The following is a 20,739-nucleotide window of genomic DNA, read 5'->3' as shown; positions in this document are numbered from 1 at the left end:
AACAGGCCTGCCTCTTGACATGGCTGCACGCCAGCAACGGCGTACCTTACGATAGTAGCGATTCACAGAAGCGCTCAGCCAGTGGACAATGTCGCAAAAGCCCCACTCACAGGAGCCCCAGAATGTCCGTTCCAAAGACGATGTTTCAACTCAGCGGTCGCGGTTACGCAGCAGCCAACCTCAATCATGCGACCCTGGTGATCATCGACGCCCAGAAAGAATACCTCAGCGGCCCGCTCGCCCTCTCGGGCATGGACGCGGCGGTAGAGAACATCAAGCAGCTTGTGACCGCAGCGCGCAGTGCCGGGCGCCCGATTGTGCATGTGCGGCACCTGGGCACCGTGGGCGGCCTGTTTGACCCCCAGGGCGAGCGCGGCGAATTCATTCCGGGCCTTGAGCCTGAGGGTGACGAAACCATCATCGGCAAACTGCTGCCCAGCGCCTTCCATGGCACCGGCCTGGAAAAACACCTGCAAGACCTCGGCTCCCTGGACCTGATCGTCTGCGGTTTCATGAGCCACTCCAGCGTCAGCACCACCGTGCGCGCGGCCAAGAACCTGGGCTTTCGCTGCACCCTGGTGGAAGACGCCTGCGCCACCCGCGACCTGCCCTACAAGGGCGGTATCCTGAGCGCCGAGCATGTGCAGCAAACCGAAATGGCCATCATGGCAGACAACTTCGCCACCCTGGCGCTGGCCAAAGACTTGATCTGATGCTGCTGGCGGTGAGCGGCGTGTTTATTGCTCCGCTCATCCGCAAAGCCCTCTCATTTGGCGCATTTACCTCTCCCCCCGGAACAACCTGTGTATCTTCCGGTCGAAGGGCCGATACCCTGGAGGAAAGGTCGGAATGAAGATATCCGATGGTTTTGATGCTCGTCGCTTGCGCCCCAAGGGCCCGAGCAATTGGCGTCTGCGCCTGGTAGCGTGCATGGCCGCGTTGCTGGCGATAGTAGGCTTGTTGTTGGCAGGCGCTGGTGGCGCCGGCCTGTTTGGGCATTCGCCCGCCCTGGGCGAACTGAATGCCAGCCCGGGCGGCTCGGCACTCCTGCTGGGGATCGGCTTGCTGGTGCTGTGGTTGGGCGTGTGGTTGTGGCGTCGCAGCCGCCGGAAAATGCGCCAGCCGCTGTCGTTGAATATCGCCTCTCACCTGATGAAAAAGCACGACTGATGGCGCTTGGATAGCGTTTCCTGCGCCCTGGCCGCCGCGATTTAGGTAAACTGCCCGCCCTTCGCGGAGGCTGACATGCAAGACGACGATTTTTCCCTGTTCAAAAACGAGCTGCGCGGCGTCAAGCCGATCAAGCACGACCGCGCCGACACCGGCAAACCCAAGACTGACCGCGCGCAGATCGCCAAGCTGCGCCAGGCCGCGACCGTGCGCACCGATGCCACCACCGTGGACGGCCTGTCGGACCAGTTCGTGATCGACGTCGGCCCCGAAGATGAACTGATGTGGGCCCGCGACGGCGTGCAGGAAAGCCAGATGCGCAAGCTCAAGGCCGGCCAGATCCCGTTCGAAGGCAGCCTCGACCTGCACGGCATGACCGTGGAAAAAGCCCGGGAAACCCTCTGGGCCTTCCTGGCCGAAGCGACCAAATTCGAAATCCGCTGCGTGCGCGTCACCCATGGCAAGGCTGTGCGGTTGGACGGCAAGCGCCCGATGATCAAGAGTCACGTCAATACCTGGCTGCGCCAGCATGCCCAGGTGCTCGGCTTTACCTCCTGCCAGGCTCGTCACGGCGGTGCCGGCGCGGTGTATGTGATGCTCAAGCGCACCATGATGGAAGGGCGCGACGAGTAACAAGTGCCATCGTCAGGCTTGCAGCGATGTGTCCGCCACCGTAACCTTGCGCTTTGCGAAAATCCCACAGGTAGTTTCATGTCCCTGGAACAGAATTACACCGCGATCCTCGGCCAACTCGGCGAGGACGTGTCCCGCGAGGGCCTGCTCGACACGCCAAAGCGTGCCGCCAAGGCAATGCAGTATCTCTGCCGCGGTTATGAACAGACACTCGAGGAAGTCACCAACGGTGCCTTGTTCAGCTCTGACAACAGCGAAATGGTGCTGGTCAAGGACATCGAGCTGTACTCGTTGTGCGAACACCACCTGCTGCCGTTTATCGGCAAGGCCCACGTGGCGTATATCCCGAGCGGCAAAGTGCTGGGTCTGTCGAAGGTCGCACGCATTGTCGACATGTATGCGCGCCGCCTGCAGATCCAGGAAAACCTCAGCCGCCAGATCGCCGACGCCGTATTGGAAGTGACAGGCGCCCTGGGCGTGGCCGTGGTGATCGAGGCCAAGCACATGTGCATGATGATGCGCGGTGTGGAGAAGCAGAATTCGTCGATGATCACCTCGGTGATGCTGGGTGAGTTCCGCGAGAACGCGGCCACCCGCAGCGAATTTCTCAGCCTGATCAAGTAACCGGCTGGGCAGGAAGGAACCGGCGTTCATCGCCGGTTTTTTTTCGCCTGCAGAAATCAGGTAAGCTGCGCCCCCTCAGTCATGGGCAAGAGGTTTCAGCCATGTTCGTCAAAGCACTTCGAGTGGGCCTCGGCCACGTCATCATCGCGGGCGACTTTCTTACCCGCCCACGCAAAAAGCAACGCCCTGCCGAACAACAGGCCAAGGTCAATGCTGCGGCCAAGGACCTGACCCTGTATCAGTTCCACGCCTGCCCGTTCTGCGTGAAGACCCGTCGCACCCTGCACCGCCTGAATGTGCCGGTGGCGCTCAAGGATGCGAAGAACAACGAGCAGGACCGCCAGACCCTGCTGGAGCAAGGCGGCAAGATCAAAGTGCCGTGCCTGCGCATCGAAGAGAACGGCCAGACCACCTGGATGTATGACTCCAAGGTGATCATTGACTACCTGGACAAGCGCTTCGCTGCGATCTGAAGCCCGCGGCGATCAATGTAGGAGCGAGCTTGCTCGCGAAAAACGTCAACGATAACGGGGGCTGCCTGAATAAACGCGATGCCTGTGAGTTCTTCGCGAGCAAGCTCGCTCCTACAGAAATCAGGTGGGTATTGCCAGGTCGAGATCCAACAGTGCCGAGCCCAGGCACTTGCCGTGGGCGTCCAGGGCCAGCGAGCGGGTTACGCCGCCGCGCAGGATTCCCGGCAGGACGAAGTTCAGCGCCTGCACGTTCGGCAACTCATGGCGCTGAACCGGTGCCGCATCGGGATCGCGTAAATCGGCAAAGAACTCGGCCACGCGCTCAGCCGTCAGCTGTTCACACAGCAACGGATAATCCTCGGCACGATAGGCAATGATCGAGATGTTCGACGTGTCGCCCTTATCCCCGGTGCGGGAATGGGCCAGCCTGTGCAGTTTCATTCTTCAATCCTCGGTTTGACCGCTTCACGGGGCAACAGCAACGACGCCACCGCCACCACCTGACGCACGCTCTTGCTCGCCCCACCACCGCCGGCCGGGCCGTTGGTGTAGAGGGTCTCTACTTCATTGCCGACCCGCACGGCGTCGCTGCGCTCGTCACAACGGGCGGCAACCCGCAGGCGCACTTCCCAAGGCTCGACGCTGCTGCGAGGGCCGTGCAATGAATCCATGCCGATCAACTCGGCACGCAGGTCCTGCATGTTGACCCCGATCAACGCGAGACGCTTGAGCACCACTTCCCGCGCCAACTCGGCCCGTGCGACAGCGCCGGGACCACCGTAGGACATCTGCCCTTCACCAATCCAACCGTCCAGATAACCGACGCTGACCTTCAGTTGATCAGGCCGGGCACGCCCACTGGCTCCCTGGGCACGCACCCGGTCCACGCCCTCCTCGACAAACCCCACCAGGGAAAAGTCGGCCGTCACATCCGGGGTCAAATAAGCTGCCGGGTCGTGAATTTCATAAATCAGTTGTTCGACGCAGGTCGCGCGGCTGACCCGCCCACCCGAGCCTGCCACCTTGGTGATCACTGCGTTGCCGTCGGCGTCGATCTCGGCCAGGGGAAAGCCCAGGCGCGCCAGATCCTCCACATCCTTGAAGCCTGGATCTGCAAAATAACCGCCACTGACCTGCCCCGCGCACTCGAGCAAATGCCCCACCAACGTGCCCCGGCCCAGTCGCGGCCAATCATCAAAGGCCCAGCCGAACTCGAACATCTGCGGCGCCAGGAACAGCGAAGGGTCGGCCACGCGCCCGGTGATCACCACATCGGCGTCGGCGTGTAACGCGTTAAGAATGCCCTCCACACCCAAGTAGGCATTCGCGGAAATCAACCGCTCACCCAATGCGCCTATGGTCTGGCCGTTATCCAGCAACTGCTCGGCAGACAAGGTATGCAGCACGTCATCCCCGACCACCGCCACGACCTTGAGGCCCAGGCCCAGCTCGCCAGCAATGCGCCGTACTTCACTGGCCGCCGCCAGCGGGTTGGCCGCGCCCATGTTGGTGATCACGCGCAGGCGTCGACGCCCCGTCCCCTGCCCCACAAAGGGCAAGACACGGCGCATGCGCTCAGCCAGCAGCGGGTCATAACCGCCTTGCGGGTCGCTGATACGCGCCTGTTGCGCCAGGGCGATGGTGCGTTCGGCCAGACATTCGAAGACCAGGTAATCCAGGTCGCCGTGTTCGGCCAGTTCCACGGCGGGTTCTATACGGTCGCCGGAGTAGCCGGCGCCGGAGCCGATGCGCAAGGTGTTCATGTCAAATCACTCCCAGGAGCAACGCCGTCAGGGTCATCAACACCGAGGCGGCAAACAGGAAAGGAATGGTGAAGCGCTGGTGATCGGCCAGTTCGATCTTGCACAGGCCCACCAGCAGGAAGGTCGCAGGGGTCAGCGGGCTGACCGGGAAGCCGGTGGTGTGCACGCCCAGCAGCGAAGCCTGGGCCACCTGAAGCGGGTCGACGCCCAGGGCTTTGCCGACTTCGGCGATCACCGGCATCACGCCGAAATAGTAGGAATCGGGGTCAAACAACATGCTCAGGGGCATGGACAAAAAGCCCACGACGGCCGGGATCAACTTGCCGTGGCCCGCCGGAATCTGCGCCACCGCCACTTCGGCGATGGCCTTGAGCATGCCGGTGCCTTGCATGATGCCGGTAAATACCCCGGCGGCGAGCAGGATACTGGCCATGGTCAGGGCGGTTTTCGCATGGGCGTCAATGCGCGCACGCTGGGCGTCCACGTTGGGATAGTTGATGCACAACGCAACCACGGTGCCGAGCATGAACATCACCACCGGGTCGACCCAGCCGGCGATCATCACCACCATCACCAGCACGGTCAGCACCAGGTTGACCCAGAACAACCGTGGACGACGCAGCTTGATGTCGTTGTCGCTGAGCACTCGTTGCGGCACCGCCTCCACGCTGGAGCCGGCGCCCAGGCCCAGGCGTTTTTCTTCGCGATGGCCCAGCCACCAGGCGCAGGCGAAGACAAAGATCAACCCGACGATCTGCACCGGGATCAGTGGCTGGAACAAGTCGGCCACTGGCACATGCAGCGCCGCCGACGAACGCAGCACCGGGCCGGTCCAGGGCAGGAAGTTGACGCCGGCGGCCATCGCACACACGCAGGCGAGGATGCGTTTATCAATGCCCAGCCGCGTATACAGCGGCAGCATCGCCGGCACCGTCACCAGAAAGGTCACCGCGCCAGAGCCGTCCAGGTGCACCAGCAACGCCAGGGTCGCGGTCCCCACCACAATCCGTGTAGGACGCGTGCCGACCGTGCGCAGGATGCGATCAATGATGGGATCGAGCATGCCCGCGTCGGTCATGATCCCGAAAAACAGGATCGCGAACACAAACATGCCGACCACAGGGGCGACGTTCTTGATACCGGTAATGATGAAGGCACTGGTTTGCAGGCCGAAGCCGCCGATCAGCGCAGCGATGATCGGCAAGGCGATCAAAGCCACCAGTGGCGAGAGGCGCTTGCTCATGACGGCAGCGAGCAGGCACAGGATGGTGATGACACCCAGGGTTGCGAGCATGGGTTACTCCAGGGCGGCCTGGTTGGCCGGTTATTGTTTTCCCTGGAGTATTGGAAGCGGGTTAGTCTTTGTAAATTGGAATATTCGGCCTAGCACGTTCGGAAAAACAAAATGAAGAACTCGATCCAGCACATCCAGGCGTTCCTCGCGGTGGCCCGCACTGGCAGTTTCACCAAAGCGGCCAACGAGTTACACCTTTCGCCGTCGGCCCTCACCGTGCAGGTGCAACAACTGGAAGATTGGCTCGGCGTCGCCCTGCTCGACCGCAGCCCGCGCCACGTGAGCATTACCGCTGCGGGCCAGGAGGCGCGCGGGCCCATGGAAAAACTGCTGCTGGACCTGGACAACATCGTCACTGGCTCCCGCGACCTCGCCGCCTTGCGCCGTGGAGTGGTAACCATCGCCGCGCTGCCCTCAGTCTGCGCTGGCGCCCTGCCCCCGGCCTTGCGCCTGTTTCGCGAACGCTTCGCCGGCATCGAAGTGCGCCTGCATGACCTGGTGGCCCAGCGCATTCACGCAAAGGTCCGCAACGGCGAAGTGGATTTCGGCATCGGCGTGCGCGCCCGCCTGAGCCACGGCCTGGACTTCGTGCCCGTGCTTAATGATCGTTTGTGCGCATTTGTGCCGTCAGGCCATGCGCTCGCCCGCCATCGCCAACTGACGCTGGAACAATTGGCGGACCAGCCGATCATCCTGACCGGGCGCGACAGCAGTGTGCGAGAGCAAGTGGACACGCTGTTCGATGAGACACGGTTGACGCTGAACGCCGGCATGGAGGCCAACTACATGTCGACCGTATTGGCCTTGGTGCGCCAGGGCCTGGGCATCAGTGTGTTGCCGGAGTCAGCGGCCGATAGCCTGGAAGGTTTGAAGCGGATCAGCATCGATCATCCCGGGGTGAATCGGGAGATCGGGTTGATCAGCCGTAGCGGGATGGGCTTGAGCCCGGCGGCGCAGCGCTGCTTTGAACTGCTCAACAAAGCACTGCCTGACACGCCGCCGCGCTGAATGTGGGAGCAGGCTTGCCTGCGATGCAGACACCTCGGTTTAGCCGGGGCACCAGGGTGACGCTATCGCAGGCAAGCCAGCTCCCACATTGGACCGAGGGAGTCAGTCGAGCATCGCCACGTACTTGGGATGACTGGCCACGCGCTGCAACCACGCCTGCACCGCCGGATACGGCGCCAGGTCAAAGCCGCCTTCATGGGCCACATGGGTGTAGGCATACAACGCAATATCGGCAATGGAAAATTGCTCGCCCACTAAATAAGGCGTGGCTTGAAGCTGACGCTCCATCACCCTCAAGGCCTTGTAACCGCCTTTGTGGGTGGTCTTGTATTCTTCCAGCCGATCCTCGGGCATGTTCAGGTAAAACTGAATGAACCGCGCCACCGCAATGTAGGGCTCGTGGCTGTATTGCTCGAAGAATTGCCACTGCAGGACTTGCGTGCGCAGGCGCGGTTCGGTCGGCAGGAATTCGCTGCCATCGGCGAGGAAGTTGAGGATCGCGTTGGACTCCCACAGGCAGGTGCCATCTTCGAGCTCCAATACCGGGACCTTGCCATTGGGGTTCTTGGCCAGGAACGCCGGGGTCTGGGTATCACCCTTGAGGATATCGATATCAATCCATTCATACGGGATGCCCAACAGATTGAGCATCAATTTGACCTTGTAGCAATTGCCCGACTTGTAATCGCCATAAACCTTGTACATGGGGCTCCCCTTTTTCGCCGCGCTGACCGAATGCTTGCGCCCACAAGGTGCGGGTATCGAAGGCTTGTTTCAAGGCGTCGTGCAGAATAAATCCCTTGGCCTGGGCCTTTCATCCCTTTTCGCCAAGATAATCGAAAACATTATTTGCTTTATTTGTATACAAAAGCATAATTCGCTTCGTGCGAGTTCCTGACCTTTTGGTCAACAAAGCCCGCCAGTACCTCAAAGCGCGGTTGCCCACTCATGTAACCGGCGCTGGAAATAACAATAAAACGATTGAGGAGTACTCGCTGTGGATAGCCGTAAAACCGAAGCCCCTACGTTGGATCTGGCCGCGCCCCGAGGCGGTTGGCTGGAGCGCCTGTTCAAACTGCGCTTGCATGGCACCACAGTGAAGACCGAGCTGATCGCCGGCCTCACCACCTTTATCACCATGGCCTACATCATTTTCGTCAACCCCAACATCATGGCCGATGCCGGTATCGATCACGGCGCGGCTTTCGTCGCCACCTGCATCGCCGCCGCGCTGGGCTGCCTGTTGATGGGCCTGTACGCCAACTGGCCAGTGGGCCTGGCGCCGGGCATGGGCTTGAACGCGTTTTTCACCTACACCGTGGTCGGCACCATGGGCTACAACTGGGAAACCGCCCTCGGTGCGGTATTTGTCTCGGGTGTGCTGTTCATGATCCTGACGCTGTCGCGTATCCGCGAATGGTTGCTCAACAGTATCCCGGTCAGCCTGCGTCATGCCATGGGCGCGGGCGTGGGCCTGTTCCTGGGGGTGATCGGCCTGAAAACCGCCGGCATCATCGTCGACAGCCCGGCCACCCTGATCAAGCTCGGCTCCCTGCATGAACCCGCCCCACTGCTGGCGGCGGTGTGCTTCCTGCTGATCGCCATCCTCAGTTACCACCGCGTATTCGGCGCGATCCTGATCAGCATCATCGCCGTGACCCTGGCGGGCTGGGGCCTGGGCCTGGTGCATTACAACGGCATTCTCTCTACCCCACCGAGCCTGGCACCGACCTGGATGGCCATGGACGTGATGGGTGTGTTCAATGTGAGCATGATAAGCGTGGTATTTGCCTTTCTTTTTGTACACATGTTCGACACTGCCGGTACACTGATGGGCGTTGCCCAACGCGCAGGGCTAGTCAAGGCAGACGGCAAGATCGACAACCTGTCTCGTGCATTAAAGGCCGACAGTGCTTCCAGCGTGTTCGGCGCCATGGTTGGCGTGCCGCCCGTGACCAGCTATGTGGAAAGCGCTGCCGGTGTAGCTGCCGGCGGCCGCACCGGCTTGACTGCCGTGACCGTAGGCGTGCTGTTTGTGGCGGCGATGTTTTTCGCGCCGCTGGCCGGCATGATTCCCGCCTATGCCACGGCGGGCGCATTGATTTACGTGGCAATGCTGATGATGGCGAGCATGGCCCATATCAATTGGGATGAAGCCACCGACAGCATTCCGGCCATCGTGACCGCGATCATGATGCCGTTGACATTTTCGGTCGCCGACGGAATTGCCCTGGGCTTTATCACCTATGTGGCGTTGAAGGCCGGCACCGGCAAGTACCGTGAGATTTCCATCAGCCTGTGGGTGCTGTGCGCGATCTTTATCGCCAAGTTCATCTTTCTGTAGTTCAGGAAGGGCTGAAAAACCGCCTCACCTTCGGGTGGGGCTTTTGCACGTAAGGGAGAACTGTAGATGAACCTGGATACCTGGCTGTTGTTCAGCGGCGCTGCGCTGGTTGTGATCCTGATCCCCGGCCCGCTGTCATTGTTGATGATCAGCAACAGCCTCAACTTCGGCCTGCGCCGCTCTTACCCGGCGTTTCTGGGCGGCGTATTTGCTTCGATCTGTCTGCTGAGCGCCTCGGCACTTGGCCTTGGCGCGTTGTTGCTGGCATCTGAGCAATTGTTCAGCGCACTGAAGATCGTCGGCGCGCTGTACCTGTTCTACCTCGCCTGGCAAAGCTGGCAGCAATCGCGCCTGCCGAGCGCAGGCGCCGAAGTGCCACCGTCCCCGGCTGTGCCGCGCTTTGGTGCGTTGTTTGGCCGGGCCTTCGTACTGGGGGCCAGCAACCCCAAGGACATCCTGTTTTTTGCGGCCTTCCTGCCGCAGTTTCTCAGCGCCGAGCAGGCGTTTTTACCGCAATTGTTGATCATGATCGCCACCTGGACGGTGCTCGACCTGTTGTGCAAATTGGCTTACGGCTTGGGCGCCCATGGCGCCGCGCGGTATTTGCGCAGCGGTTCGGGCCAGAGCTGGTTCAACCGCACCAGCGCTGCGCTGTTTGGCGGCGCCGGTGCAATGGCTCTCATCAACGCTAAGGGTTCAATTTGACGAAATAGACAGTGGGGGCCAACTGCCCCTTTGTGGGCCACTGAATGCCGGCCACAATCCGCACCAAGCGTTGTTCTTGCATCGCGTTGTCAACCGCCCTTAATAAAGCAGAGTCAGGGTGGGAGTTGATGGCTACCCGAACCCACTTGTCCGAAAGCTTCGTTCTCACGCTAATTCGCCCTGTCTCAAACCATTGGTAGGCCACGTAGTAAATTGTGCTCGAACGGGGATGAGTCACGACTGATTCAATACTGTTTTCTCCAACAGGTAACCCTGGACGTCGCACAGACAAGTCCACAATGCGGTAACCCTGCTGCTCCAACACGGTTCTGACGGCGGCGCGCTCTGCTTCAAGCCTCTGCGTCCTGACCGGTCTGACAGCATATTGCAGGCTCGGGTCTAACGGATGAGGCGGTATGAAGTCGACACGCGTGAAGCCGGGCGCCTTGCCTTCAAAACCGATGTATAGATATTCGCTGCGACGTTCATTAGGTCGCAACATCCGCAGTAAATCATCCGTTTGACCGCTCCTCGCAGGAGGCGCGGGAAGCCATTCGTCCAGCGTCGCGCGGATGTCGAGCAAATGGCTTGCCGTGGCAGCCCGGGAAGGACCTGACAACTCAACCAACCTTATGACGGCAAACGTTCGAGCGTCATTCGTCAGGGTGGGAAAGGCCATGGTCACATACTGCCTCAACGGCCTGTCGAACAGTGCCGGATGATTTTGCCACCCACCTGAAGGCAGGCGTGATACGGGAATAGGCTGGTCGCGAATATCAGTGCTTGTCCAGCGCATGATATCGGTTAGCGCGGATCGCCCCGGTGGCTCATTTCGGGTGATAAACACCAGGCCGTTCAACGGTGCACGATCACCCTGCGGGAGCATCCGGTAGAAACCGCTGCTCGGATCCTGGATGGCGGTATAAGGAGGAGCCACGCGTAAAAACCTGGCATTGAGCTCAGAACCTCTGGGACCCACGCCTACCTCAAACACGCCAGCCGCCGGAAAGTCTACAATTTGACTGGGTTGGACTTGAACACGCCAACTCAGCCACTGAGTATCCGTTGTACGTGACTGCACAATCCGATTCTCGGTAGCCGTGCGCGTACGAGGGGGTTGCCAATCCGGCAATGGGGAAACGGGCCATGGGTTATGCACCCCGGAGCTGGGCCCAGGTTGTGGCGCATTCATGCCCAACAACCACTCTTTAGGCTCTTGAATGTTGATGACCAACTCATCCAGTCCCGGTTCCCGGCTATTTCGCAGACGAAATACCTCTTCGCTTTCGCGCTGGTAAACCGGGTAATGGTGCGTATCGTCCGCTATGAACTGCTCACCGTTCTTGACATGCACGCCTTGCCTGCCCGGCCCTTTCAACGCTACGGCGCCCTCGGGCTTACCCTTGATTCTGAAACGGTCCAAGAGCTTCGATTGCGTCACCAGCGACGAAGACGCGCTGGGCAAATGACTACGTATTGCCATCGGCAAGCGACGGATACGACTCAGAACCTTCATCGGCGAACGCATACCTATGACCTTACCGCCCTTCACTTTGGGAACAGGTGCAAAGTCTGTCGCCAGTTCGACCGCCAGAAACAGGGTCATGAACGCCACATCCACGGCATCGTTAGGGTCGCCAAAGCGATGATAGCGTCGGGCAGCCAACAGCAAATCATGGAAGTCGTTAGCCTTACCGAATAACGGAATCAAAATACCCAGCAACCCGCGCCTGGTGGCCTCGCTCTGCTCTTCAAGACGTTGAACCCGATAAGTCGCCAACATCCAGCTGGAGTTACTGACGGCTTGAACCCGCCCTTGCAGCTCCAGCGAGCTGGCCGCGTACAGCAGTGCCATGGCGTCAGGGTAGGTGGTGGGCACCGCCGCCAACCAGTTCGCTGGTGCACTGGCAATCTGCTCGTGGATCAGCTCTTCGATTTCATTGACCGCTGGCGTAGGCTCAAGGTGCGTGATTTTGAATGAGCGGAAAAACTCATAGCTCCTCCACACACCTTCGAAGAATGAAAAACCGGCGAGGATATGGTCCACGTCATAAATCGAGCTGGTCTTGTTTGTTGCATCGACGTTATGGGCGATGGCCTCGAATGCCCAACCCGGTGCAACCTGTCGCGCCAGAACCTTAACGTAATCGGGCTCTGCAGCCATACGATTGAGCGCCGCCAGGGCTACTCCCACACTGGTGTATTCGCTGATGACCAAGGCTTGGGGCGCGGCCGGCCAGTAAACCACGCAGCGTCCGCTGGCCTGGTCCGCCATCACCACAATGCCTGCGATGTAACGATCATGCAGCATCGTGTGTCCTACCAAATGAACCACACTGAGCGTCAGCCGATGCCCGTTCTTTAACAGGTCTTCAGCCGTGCGGGCTGCCATTGCAACCTTGAACAGGCTCTGCGCCTGGGCGCTCAAACCCTGGGCGGCCGCTGAAAAAAGCTGCATCTGCGCGCAGTCCCGCAACGTGCGATTTATCAGCACAGGGATACGTTCTTCCCTCTGACCACTCGCCCCCGCAGGGTAAAATGCACGGTGGGCCCGTATCGCGTAATGACCGCCGATATCCAGCGAAGACACGGTGTTGATCAGATAATCGGCGTTCAGTCGCTGGCGCCACTGCGGTTGCAGATAGCGGCCGCGTGTCAATCGCGGGCGTGTCCAGGGTGCTTGCGAGTCAAGGTTATGCAACGCCAGTTGCAGCATGCTGAACGTGTGGCGTTTGAGGCTGGGTGTCACGATGACTTTGCGATCGCCCGGCGTGCAGCGACTTTCGTGGCCACAAAAACTGCTGTAGGTGTCATCCGGCAAGTCGATCAACGGCTTGTCGATGTCCAGTTCCGGGTAAAAACCGTCTTCAGTCAAACGAGCGATCAATGCACTGCGGGCGAAGGTGTCCAGGTCAGGCAGGATCTGCACGAGCCCGCTTTCAGCGGCAGCGGCACTGCCCAGGTACCTGCGCTTGAGGCGTTGGAATTGTTTGAGCTGGGTACGCGTTGCGCTGGCCAGCCACGGTGGAGATTCTTTCATCTCAAGCGCAACTTTACGCAGCACGTCCACATTGGCCAACGCCTGGCTCAAAGCATGGTTGGGAGGAAACGCCAGATGTTGGTGCAGCTCGACCACCCACAACAAGCGGCTGACCATCGCATCCTTCACCTCGCCGAAAAGCCTCGCCATGCCACCGATGCGTTTGCTCAACCCTGCGTAGTACATCACCAGGTTTTTCAGCGAGAGACCCGTGGGGCTGATGTAGACAGGCTCGTAACGCACAGCCAGCGTGTTGCGCACCGCATGGGCGCGCAAGTCGTGGAGCTTATCCCGTTCGACACAACCCCATAACCTGGAATAGTCACTGCTGCCCAGTGTCGCTTTGAGCCCCTGCGTCAGCGCCTCCAGGCCGGAAAAAGCCATAAGCCCGCCATAGTCTCCAAACGCATACAGCACCACCGGAATTGCGCCTGCCGGTTTTTTCAGTGCGGTCACTCGCGTCACCACCCACACGTTATGCAGCGGATAGAAGGCATCCGGCGCGCTGCCCACCGAGACCGACAGCACCTGGGTTCGACTGCCAGGGCGTTTGCGCGCTGCAGGCTGGTCCAGCACTTCGCTAATCACGTCACGATGCGCCGTGGATATGAGCTTGAGCTGGTGTTGCAACTCAACCTCACAGCGCAATGCTTCGACCTGGGCGCTCAAAAACAGCGCAGCACGCCTGCGCCCTCCCCCAGGGCGCGCAAGCCAGAACGGCAAATCGAACAGTTGATGCTGCGCATCCTTGATCTGTGCGCTCAACATCTGCGTGTGCTCCTTGCGCTGACGCTCGAGCGCCAACACCTGCTCAAACGCCGCGCTCTGCGCACTCGGATCATCCTGGTTAAGCAACGCAACCAGGCCTTTTTCATAGCGTTTGACCTGTTGCTCTGCCGTAAGCCGGGCCAGCTCGGGCATCGCACTGGCAAACAGGATTTCTGGCTCCCGTCGCTGCCGGTCCCAGATAAGTAATTGGTCGCACACGTTGTGCAGCCGGGCGCTGCCTGCCAGCCGTTTGCGAGCTTGCTCGATCGAACGGAGAAAGGCCGTGGCCGACAACGTTTCAGGCCGCGGCCTGCTTGCAGCGAACACATGCGCGTGATTGATCGCCAGCGCGCAGGCCAACTCATTCGCCCACTGGCCATCCAGCAACGCCCGGGCGCTCAGAGCCAACGCATCCTCCGTCACCGCCGCGCCACGCACGACAACGGAGGCTGGGCTCAGGTGATCGGGTCGGCATAATTGGTGACGACGCTTTAGTGGCAAGCATTGCCAGAGTTCATCGAACAGCGTCTGACTGGTCAACGCCAACAGGCCGCATTGAAGCGAGAAGAACGACGGGTACTCGTAAAAATGGCGGGCCACGCCCGGCAGGTAAATCACATGCGGCGCACCCTCGGGGTCGCCGTCTCGATAAATATGCAGTGCCCCGGGAATCGCGACTGCAGGCAAGCCTGGCCACATCAATTGGCTTACCCGCACGCTGGCCCAACTGCCCCCGGCGCGCTGGCGCGCCTCGGTGTCGGGGGCATCCACCAATTGCTGGACCAGGGTCATTCCCGCAATGGAAATCTCATCCAGTTGCCGTGCCATGAAAGCCTGCTCGGCAAAAGCTGCGGCGTATGATTCAGCCCAGCGTTCCTGACGTGTGTGCCACGATCCATGCGCCAAGGCCTGCCAATATTCCGTTACCGCTTGAGGCAGCCGCTCCAGCAGGTTCATCGCGATCATGCGTCGCAACACCTGCAAAGGCGTATACGGCAGCCGACGGTTTGGATCGCCCTTGACACTCAAGGAGGTGAATTGATTGAGGTTGTCCGGTACCGAAGGCAATGCCAGCGACAGCAGCGCCCGGTCGGTCAAACTGTCAACTTTGGCGGCCGCCCCCGGCAATGCCGCCTGGGTAAACAGCAGGCTGTCGGGGTCAATTTCAAATTCCTTGCGCAGCGCGGCACGAATCACTCCCAGAACCCGGGGCGCATGACCTATCAAGCGGGCGAGCACTCTGGTCGACTGGAAACACCGCCGGTCGGCCTCCGCGAGCTGGTTGATCAGGCGGCCGGGCTGGGGATGAGTGTTGATGCGCCGAGTCAGTTGATCGCGCATCTGCTGCACGCGTTCGGCAGTGATATCCGGATCATCTGAATAGATGTTGCCGATGGCTGAAGTCATGGTGCTTTCTTCTTGATGGAAGGACAAACACCAGCCTAGGCAGCGTCGCGGCTCAAAAGGCGTTAGATAATTGAACACACCACGGGCGAAAAAAAGCCCGCAGTGTGCGCGGGCGAAACCAACGAAGAGCATTTGGGGGTATGAAGCGAGGTGACGACTCAGCTACCGCGATAGGTGGAATAGCTGTAAGGCGAAATCAACAGGGGTACATGGTAATGCTCTTGCTCGGCGCTGATGCCAAAGCGTAGTACCACCACATCCAGGAAAGCCGGTTCCGGCAGTTGCACGCCACGGGCGCGGTAGTAATCGCCCGCGTTGAATTGCAGCTGGTAGACACCGCTGCGGTAATCGTCGCCTTGCAACAGCGGCGCATCGCAGCGGCCGTCGCTGTTGGTGGTGGCGGTAGCGACCAGCTCAAGCTGCGCACCTTCGACGCGGTACAGCTCAACCTTGATTGCGCTGCCGGGGCAACCGTGCGCGGCGTCCAAAACGTGTGTGGTCAAACGTCCCATGGCTTTTATGCGCCTCCCGAAGTCAGTCATAGAGAAACCCGCACTCTTTCAGGGCAGTGAAAAAGCCGGCAATGGCTGATTAAGACATTTTCAAAGAAAATTGTACACAATAAATTTCACAGCGCTTCAACCCCCTGTAGGAGCGAGCTTGCTCGCGAAAAACGCCAACGATAACGCGGGCTCCCAGGATGAAAAGTGGCGCCCTCAGGTTATTCGCGAGCAAGCTCGCTCCTACAGTGGGCTTTTTGATCTTAACCTGACCACTCAGGCAAGTTTCTTGCACAGACCCGTAGAGAGCCCGTTCAGAAAAAATGCAGAAATGCAGGCTTACAAAGTTTGCAATAAGTTGTATACAATCACTCATCGCTGTGACGCCACTCAGTCATTCCACTGCCCGGACGCCACACACACCTGCTACCACGAACAAGAAGGAAGACTGCAGTGAGCGCTGACTACCCACGCGACCTGATCGGTTACGGCAGTAACCCTCCTCACCCCCACTGGCCGGGCAAGGCACGCATTGCGCTGTCGTTCGTACTCAACTACGAAGAAGGCGGCGAGCGCAACATTTTGCACGGTGACAAAGAGTCCGAAGCCTTCCTCTCGGAAATGGTCTCGGCGCAACCGCTGCAAGGCGAGCGCAACATGAGCATGGAGTCGCTGTACGAGTACGGCAGCCGTGCCGGTGTGTGGCGCATCCTCAAGTTGTTCAAAGAATTCGACATCCCGCTGACCATCTTCGCTGTGGCCATGGCCGCCCAGCGGCATCCGGATGTGATCCGCGCCATGGTCGCCGCCGGCCACGAGATTTGCAGCCACGGCTACCGCTGGATCGACTACCAATACATGGACGAGGCCCAGGAGCGCGAGCACATGCTCGAAGCCATCCGCATCCTCACCGAACTTACCGGTGAACGCCCATTGGGCTGGTACACCGGTCGCACCGGCCCCAACACCCGTCGCCTGGTGATGGAGGAAGGCGGCTTCCTGTACGACTGCGACACCTACGACGACGACCTCCCCTACTGGGAACCCAACACCCCGAACGGCAAGCCGCACCTGGTAATCCCCTACACCCTGGACACCAACGACATGCGCTTCACCCAGGTGCAGGGTTTCAACAAGGGCGATGACTTTTTCGAATACCTCAAGGACGCCTTCGACGTGCTGTATGCCGAAGGTGCCGAAGCGCCAAAGATGCTGTCCATCGGCCTGCATTGCCGCCTGATCGGTCGCCCGGCACGCCTGGCCTCGCTCAAGCGCTTCATTGAATATGTCAAAGGCCATGACCAGGTGTGGTTCACCCGCCGCGTGGACATCGCCCGTCACTGGCACCAAACCCACCCTTTCCCGGGAGCAGCGAAATGACTGCGTTCCAGACCCTGAAACCTTCGACCTTGAGCCGCGACGCCTTCGTCCAGGCCTTCGCCGATATCTACGAACACTCGCCATGGGTGGCCGAAAAGGCCTTCGACCTGGGCCAGGACGCGTCGATCGACCAGATCGAAACCCTGCACCAGCGCATGAGCGATATCCTGTTGAGTGCTGACCACGCCTCGCAACTGGCGCTGATCAATGCTCACCCGGACCTGGCCGGAAAAGCTGCCGTCCAGGGCCAACTGACCCAAGCCAGCACCGATGAACAAGCGGGCGCGGGTATTCACCAATGCACGGCCGAAGAGTTTTCTCGCTTCACCGAGCTGAATGAGGCCTACAAAGCCAAGTTCAAGTTTCCCTTCATCATGGCGGTAAAAGGCAGCAACCGGCATCAGATCCTCGCCGCGTTCGAAACGCGCATCCACAACTCGGCAGACACCGAGTTCAAGTGCGCGCTGGACGAGATCAACAAGATCGCGTTGTTCCGTTTACTGACCCTCTAGCAGTCCATCCCCAGCCACTCTATCTAAGGCAGACAAGAAGAATGAAAGCTTACGCCGTACCTTTCGAAAAGTTCGTCAACCTCGCCGACGCCCGTCTGGGCACCAAGATCATCTCGGTGACCGATGACTGGTTCGCTGACGCCAACCGCCTGTTCCAGCCGACCCCGGCCGTGTGGAAGGAGGGCGTTTTCGATGACAACGGCAAGTGGATGGACGGCTGGGAGTCACGCCGCAAGCGCTTCGAAGGCTACGACAGTGCGGTGATCCGCCTGGGCGTGCCTGGTTCGATCAAAGGCGTGGACATCGACACTTCATTCTTCACCGGCAACTTCCCGCCGTCGGCTTCCCTGGAAGCCTGCTTCCTGGCCTCGGGCGAGCCGGATGCCAACACCCAGTGGGTGGAAGTGCTGTCGGCCGTCGAGCTGCAAGGCAACAGCCACCACTACCACGAGATCAACAACGACCAGGCGTTCAGCCACCTGCGCTTCAACATCTACCCGGATGGCGGCGTGGCCCGTCTGCGTGTGTACGGCGTGCCGTTCCGCGACTGGTCTTCGGTGGGCGACAACGAACAGGTCGACCTGGCTGCCGCGCTCAATGGCGGTCGTGCCCTGGCCTGTTCCGACGAACACTTCGGCCGCATGAGCAATATCCTCAACCCGGGCCGCGGCATCAACATGGGCGATGGCTGGGAAACCGCACGTCGTCGCACGCCAGGCAATGACTGGGTGATCGTCGCCCTGGGCCACCCGGGCGAGATCGAGAAAATCGTGGTCGACACCCTGCACTTCAAGGGCAACTACCCGGACACCTGCTCGATCCAGGGCGCCTTCGTGAAAGGCGGCACCGACAGCCAGATCGAAACCCAGTCGCTGTTCTGGCGCGAACTGCTGCCGGCGCAGAAGCTGGAAATGCACGCCGAACACACCTTTGCCGAGCAGATCAAGGCGCTGGGGCCGATTACCCACATCCGCTTGAATGTGTTCCCGGATGGTGGTGTGAGTCGCCTGCGCGTCCTGGGCAAGGTCGCCAAATAACACCCGATCGTCCCCACGCTCTGCGTGGGGATGCACCCCGTGACGCTCCGCGTCACACAGCGGACGCAGAGCGTCCAGGGCAGCGTTCCCACGCAGAGCGTGGGAACGATCTAAAGACAAGACAAGAAGACAGCCATGCGCACACTGATGATCGAACCCCTGACCAAAGAAGCCTTCGCCCCCTTCGGAGACGTTATCGAAACCGATGGCAGCGATCACTTCATGATCAACAATGGGTCGACCATGCGCTTTCACAAACTGGCCACGGTCGAAACCGCGAAGCCGGAAGACCACGCCATCATCAGCATCTTCCGCGCCGACGCGCAGGACATGCCGCTGACCGTGTGCATGCTGGAGAGACACCCGCTGGGCAGCCAGGCTTTCATTCCGCTGCTCGGCAACCCCTTTCTGATCGTGGTCGCGCCACTTGGCGATGAACCTGTATCGGGCTTGGTCCGCGCCTTCGTCACCAACGGCAGGCAGGGCATTAATTACCATCGCGGCGTCTGGCACCACCCGGTGCTGACGATCGAAAAGCGGGATGACTTCCTGGTGGTTGATCGCAGTGGCACAGGCAATAACTGCGATGAGCATTTTTTCAAAGAGGATGAGCGTTTGATCCTCGCCCCCCACCAATAAGAGAAGGTCTGATCACCCGACAACAAGGGTGACAGGCGAGAGGTAAAGACTGTGGAAGCACATCTGTTGGAATGGCTGAACCTGAGCGTGCGCTGGGTTCACATGATCACTGGCGTCGCCTGGATCGGCGCTTCTTTCTACTTCGTCTGGCTGGAAAACAACCTTAATCGCGTCAACCCCAAGAACGGCCTGGCCGGTGACTTGTGGGCGATCCACGGTGGCGGTATCTACCACCTGGAAAAATACAAACTGGCCCCGCCGACCATGCCGGACAACCTGCACTGGTTCAAATGGGAAGCCTATTTCACCTGGATGTCGGGCGTCGCGCTGCTGTGCGTGGTGTTCTACCTCAACCCGACGCTGTACCTGCTCGCCCCCGGCAGCAGCCTCAGCGGTACCGAAGGCGTATTGCTGGGCATCGGCTCACTGTTCGCCGGCTGGTTCATCTACTCCTTCCTCTGCGACTCGGCCCTGGGCAAACGCCCTGCCCTGCTCGGCTTGATCCTGTTCGTGCTGTTGATTGCGGCGGCTTACGGCTTCAGCAAGGTGTTCAGCGGCCGCGGTGCCTACCTGCACGTGGGCGCGGTGATCGGCACGATCATGGTGGGTAACGTGTTTCGCATCATCATGCCGGCCCAACGCGCGCTGGTGGCAGCCATCGCCGAGAATCGCACGCCCGACCCGGCGCTGCCGGCCAAAGGTCTGCTGCGCTCACGCCACAACAACTACTTCACCTTGCCGGTGCTGTTCATCATGATCAGCAACCACTTCCCGAGCACCTATGGCAGCCAATACAACTGGCTGATCCTGGCCGGTATCGCGGTGGCAGCAGTGTTGGTGCGCCATTACTTCAACACCCGGCATGACAGCCAGAAGTATGCGTGGACCTTGCCTGTAGGCGCCTTGGCGATGATCAGCCTGGCCTACGTGACCGGGCCCAAGCCGGCTGAACCGATTGCCAAGGCACCGGCTGCCATCGAGTACCAACCCCTGCCGGAAACCGCACTGGGCGGTGGCTTGAAACCGGCCGCGCCTGCCGCACCCGCCGCACCCGCCGCACCCGCCGCTGAACCGGCACCGGCCCAGGCCACCACGGACTTCGGCCAGGTGCACCACGTGATCGAGCAACGCTGCACCGTGTGCCATTCGGCCAAGCCCACCAGCCCGCTGTTCAGTACGGCACCGGCTGGGGTGATGTTCGACACACCGGCACAGATCCAGCAGCAGGCGGCGCGGATTCAAGCGCAGGCCGTGGCCAGCCAGATCATGCCGCTGGGCAACATTACCCAGATGACCCAGCAGGAACGGGATTTGATCGGCACCTGGATTAATCAGGGGGCCCGTACCAACTGACTGTTTCACACCGTTCCCATGTGGGAGCTGGCTTGCCTNCAACATTTTCGGTGACTGACACACCGCCATCGCAGGCAAGCCAGCTCCCA

19 protein-coding genes are annotated in these 20,739 nt (G+C 60.3%); 13 read left to right on the top strand and 6 right to left on the bottom strand.

The window, feature by feature from the left end; genetic code table 11:
• Nucleotides 1–122: 122 nt before the first annotated feature.
• From ACTJLA_RS13725 to ACTJLA_RS13705, 5 genes are all read left to right on the top strand, one after another.
• Nucleotides 123–713, top strand: a complete 591-nt coding sequence (locus tag ACTJLA_RS13725) for a cysteine hydrolase family protein (RefSeq protein WP_014719280.1) — start codon at nucleotides 123–125, stop codon at nucleotides 711–713.
• A gap of 136 nt (nucleotides 714–849) precedes the next feature.
• The gene (locus ACTJLA_RS13720; RefSeq protein ID WP_014719281.1) at nucleotides 850–1,170 is read left to right on the top strand and encodes a hypothetical protein; all 321 of its coding nucleotides are present in this window, start codon (nucleotides 850–852) and stop codon (nucleotides 1,168–1,170) included.
• A 75-nt stretch (nucleotides 1,171–1,245) separates the two neighbouring features.
• Entirely contained in the window at nucleotides 1,246–1,803 is a 558-nt protein-coding gene (locus ACTJLA_RS13715; RefSeq protein WP_003192796.1) for a Smr/MutS family protein, read from the top strand.
• A 78-nt stretch (nucleotides 1,804–1,881) separates the two neighbouring features.
• A complete protein-coding gene (gene folE, locus ACTJLA_RS13710; protein WP_014719282.1) occupies nucleotides 1,882–2,427 on the top strand; it encodes a GTP cyclohydrolase I FolE in 546 nt (181 codons plus the stop codon).
• A gap of 101 nt (nucleotides 2,428–2,528) precedes the next feature.
• Nucleotides 2,529–2,900 (top strand): glutathione S-transferase N-terminal domain-containing protein, encoded by a 372-nt coding sequence (locus ACTJLA_RS13705; protein WP_020302241.1) that lies wholly within the window; start codon nucleotides 2,529–2,531, stop codon nucleotides 2,898–2,900.
• Between the two features lie 120 nt (nucleotides 2,901–3,020).
• Here the strand turns inward: ACTJLA_RS13705 and ACTJLA_RS13700 are convergent, their stop codons facing one another.
• From ACTJLA_RS13700 to ACTJLA_RS13690, 3 genes are read right to left on the bottom strand one after another with little or no spacing between them, the layout of a single operon-like run.
• Nucleotides 3,021–3,341: an AtuA-related protein gene (locus ACTJLA_RS13700; RefSeq protein WP_034126142.1), complete on the bottom strand. Its 321-nt coding sequence runs from the start codon at nucleotides 3,339–3,341 to the stop codon at nucleotides 3,021–3,023.
• Nucleotides 3,338–4,663 (bottom strand): acyclic terpene utilization AtuA family protein, encoded by a 1,326-nt coding sequence (locus ACTJLA_RS13695; RefSeq protein ID WP_314549763.1) that lies wholly within the window; start codon nucleotides 4,661–4,663, stop codon nucleotides 3,338–3,340. Before ACTJLA_RS13695 ends, ACTJLA_RS13700 begins: the two co-directional genes overlap by 4 nt.
• Before the next feature lies 1 nt (nucleotide 4,664).
• A complete protein-coding gene (locus tag ACTJLA_RS13690) occupies nucleotides 4,665–5,957 on the bottom strand; it encodes a CitMHS family transporter (protein WP_200583757.1) in 1,293 nt (430 codons plus the stop codon).
• 111 nt (nucleotides 5,958–6,068) lie between these two features.
• Between ACTJLA_RS13690 and ACTJLA_RS13685 the strand changes: the two genes are divergently transcribed.
• Nucleotides 6,069–6,965 carry a LysR family transcriptional regulator gene (locus tag ACTJLA_RS13685; protein ID WP_105227523.1) on the top strand — a complete coding sequence of 299 codons (897 nt, stop codon included), beginning with the start codon at nucleotides 6,069–6,071 and terminating at the stop codon, nucleotides 6,963–6,965.
• A gap of 102 nt (nucleotides 6,966–7,067) precedes the next feature.
• On the opposite strand, the gene ACTJLA_RS13680 is transcribed toward ACTJLA_RS13685, so the two are convergent.
• Nucleotides 7,068–7,670: a glutathione S-transferase family protein gene (locus ACTJLA_RS13680; RefSeq protein WP_034126138.1), complete on the bottom strand. Its 603-nt coding sequence runs from the start codon at nucleotides 7,668–7,670 to the stop codon at nucleotides 7,068–7,070.
• Between the two features lie 292 nt (nucleotides 7,671–7,962).
• Between ACTJLA_RS13680 and ACTJLA_RS13675 the strand changes: the two genes are divergently transcribed.
• Complete coding sequence (locus ACTJLA_RS13675; protein ID WP_034126137.1) at nucleotides 7,963–9,309, top strand: NCS2 family permease; 1,347 nt, start codon at nucleotides 7,963–7,965, stop codon at nucleotides 9,307–9,309.
• A gap of 66 nt (nucleotides 9,310–9,375) precedes the next feature.
• Nucleotides 9,376–10,014: a LysE family translocator gene (locus tag ACTJLA_RS13670; protein ID WP_072448024.1), complete on the top strand. Its 639-nt coding sequence runs from the start codon at nucleotides 9,376–9,378 to the stop codon at nucleotides 10,012–10,014.
• Here ACTJLA_RS13670 and ACTJLA_RS13665 read toward each other — a convergent pair.
• Nucleotides 9,998–15,256, bottom strand: a complete 5,259-nt coding sequence (locus ACTJLA_RS13665; protein ID WP_314549745.1) for a dermonecrotic toxin domain-containing protein — start codon at nucleotides 15,254–15,256, stop codon at nucleotides 9,998–10,000. The genes ACTJLA_RS13670 and ACTJLA_RS13665 overlap by 17 nt on opposite strands.
• Before the next feature lie 131 nt (nucleotides 15,257–15,387).
• Nucleotides 15,388–15,741 (bottom strand): hydroxyisourate hydrolase, encoded by a 354-nt coding sequence (gene uraH / locus ACTJLA_RS13660; RefSeq protein WP_034126134.1) that lies wholly within the window; start codon nucleotides 15,739–15,741, stop codon nucleotides 15,388–15,390.
• Nucleotides 15,742–16,182: 441 nt separating this feature from the next.
• Between uraH and puuE the strand changes: the two genes are divergently transcribed.
• The 5 genes from puuE (at nucleotide 16,183) to ACTJLA_RS13635 (ending at nucleotide 20,650) form a co-directional block, all read left to right on the top strand.
• Nucleotides 16,183–17,109: an allantoinase PuuE gene (puuE, locus tag ACTJLA_RS13655; protein ID WP_014719292.1), complete on the top strand. Its 927-nt coding sequence runs from the start codon at nucleotides 16,183–16,185 to the stop codon at nucleotides 17,107–17,109.
• Nucleotides 17,106–17,621 (top strand): 2-oxo-4-hydroxy-4-carboxy-5-ureidoimidazoline decarboxylase, encoded by a 516-nt coding sequence (gene uraD / locus ACTJLA_RS13650; RefSeq protein WP_014719293.1) that lies wholly within the window; start codon nucleotides 17,106–17,108, stop codon nucleotides 17,619–17,621. Before puuE ends, uraD begins: the two co-directional genes overlap by 4 nt.
• Nucleotides 17,622–17,662: 41 nt before the next feature.
• Complete coding sequence (gene alc / locus ACTJLA_RS13645; protein ID WP_017137848.1) at nucleotides 17,663–18,658, top strand: allantoicase; 996 nt, start codon at nucleotides 17,663–17,665, stop codon at nucleotides 18,656–18,658.
• A 135-nt stretch (nucleotides 18,659–18,793) separates the two neighbouring features.
• Nucleotides 18,794–19,297 carry an ureidoglycolate lyase gene (locus ACTJLA_RS13640; RefSeq protein ID WP_003192823.1) on the top strand — a complete coding sequence of 168 codons (504 nt, stop codon included), beginning with the start codon at nucleotides 18,794–18,796 and terminating at the stop codon, nucleotides 19,295–19,297.
• Between the two features lie 51 nt (nucleotides 19,298–19,348).
• Nucleotides 19,349–20,650 (top strand): urate hydroxylase PuuD, encoded by a 1,302-nt coding sequence (locus ACTJLA_RS13635; protein ID WP_072448029.1) that lies wholly within the window; start codon nucleotides 19,349–19,351, stop codon nucleotides 20,648–20,650.
• Nucleotides 20,651–20,739 lie beyond the last annotated feature (89 nt).

This window comes from Pseudomonas sp. 22072, assembly GCF_052046095.1.
GTDB lineage: Bacteria > Pseudomonadota > Gammaproteobacteria > Pseudomonadales > Pseudomonadaceae > Aquipseudomonas > Aquipseudomonas paracarnis.
Note: the sequence above shows the minus strand (reverse complement) of the source record. Positions and strands in the feature narration are given on the sequence as shown.

Coding starts and splice junctions, on each gene's coding strand:
- ACTJLA_RS13725 (WP_014719280.1), top strand. CDS start 123: ATGTCCGTTCCAAAGACGATGTTTCAACTCAGCGGTCGCGGTTACGCA.
- ACTJLA_RS13720 (WP_014719281.1), top strand. CDS start 850: ATGAAGATATCCGATGGTTTTGATGCTCGTCGCTTGCGCCCCAAGGGC.
- folE (WP_014719282.1), top strand. CDS start 1,882: ATGTCCCTGGAACAGAATTACACCGCGATCCTCGGCCAACTCGGCGAG.
- ACTJLA_RS13690 (WP_200583757.1), bottom strand. CDS start 5,957: ATGCTCGCAACCCTGGGTGTCATCACCATCCTGTGCCTGCTCGCTGCC.
- ACTJLA_RS13700 (WP_034126142.1), bottom strand. CDS start 3,341: ATGAAACTGCACAGGCTGGCCCATTCCCGCACCGGGGATAAGGGCGAC.
- ACTJLA_RS13640 (WP_003192823.1), top strand. CDS start 18,794: ATGCGCACACTGATGATCGAACCCCTGACCAAAGAAGCCTTCGCCCCC.
- ACTJLA_RS13685 (WP_105227523.1), top strand. CDS start 6,069: ATGAAGAACTCGATCCAGCACATCCAGGCGTTCCTCGCGGTGGCCCGC.
- alc (WP_017137848.1), top strand. CDS start 17,663: ATGAAAGCTTACGCCGTACCTTTCGAAAAGTTCGTCAACCTCGCCGAC.
- ACTJLA_RS13670 (WP_072448024.1), top strand. CDS start 9,376: ATGAACCTGGATACCTGGCTGTTGTTCAGCGGCGCTGCGCTGGTTGTG.
- ACTJLA_RS13695 (WP_314549763.1), bottom strand. CDS start 4,663: ATGAACACCTTGCGCATCGGCTCCGGCGCCGGCTACTCCGGCGACCGT.
- ACTJLA_RS13705 (WP_020302241.1), top strand. CDS start 2,529: ATGTTCGTCAAAGCACTTCGAGTGGGCCTCGGCCACGTCATCATCGCG.
- ACTJLA_RS13680 (WP_034126138.1), bottom strand. CDS start 7,670: ATGTACAAGGTTTATGGCGATTACAAGTCGGGCAATTGCTACAAGGTC.
- ACTJLA_RS13715 (WP_003192796.1), top strand. CDS start 1,246: ATGCAAGACGACGATTTTTCCCTGTTCAAAAACGAGCTGCGCGGCGTC.
- uraD (WP_014719293.1), top strand. CDS start 17,106: ATGACTGCGTTCCAGACCCTGAAACCTTCGACCTTGAGCCGCGACGCC.
- uraH (WP_034126134.1), bottom strand. CDS start 15,741: ATGGGACGTTTGACCACACACGTTTTGGACGCCGCGCACGGTTGCCCC.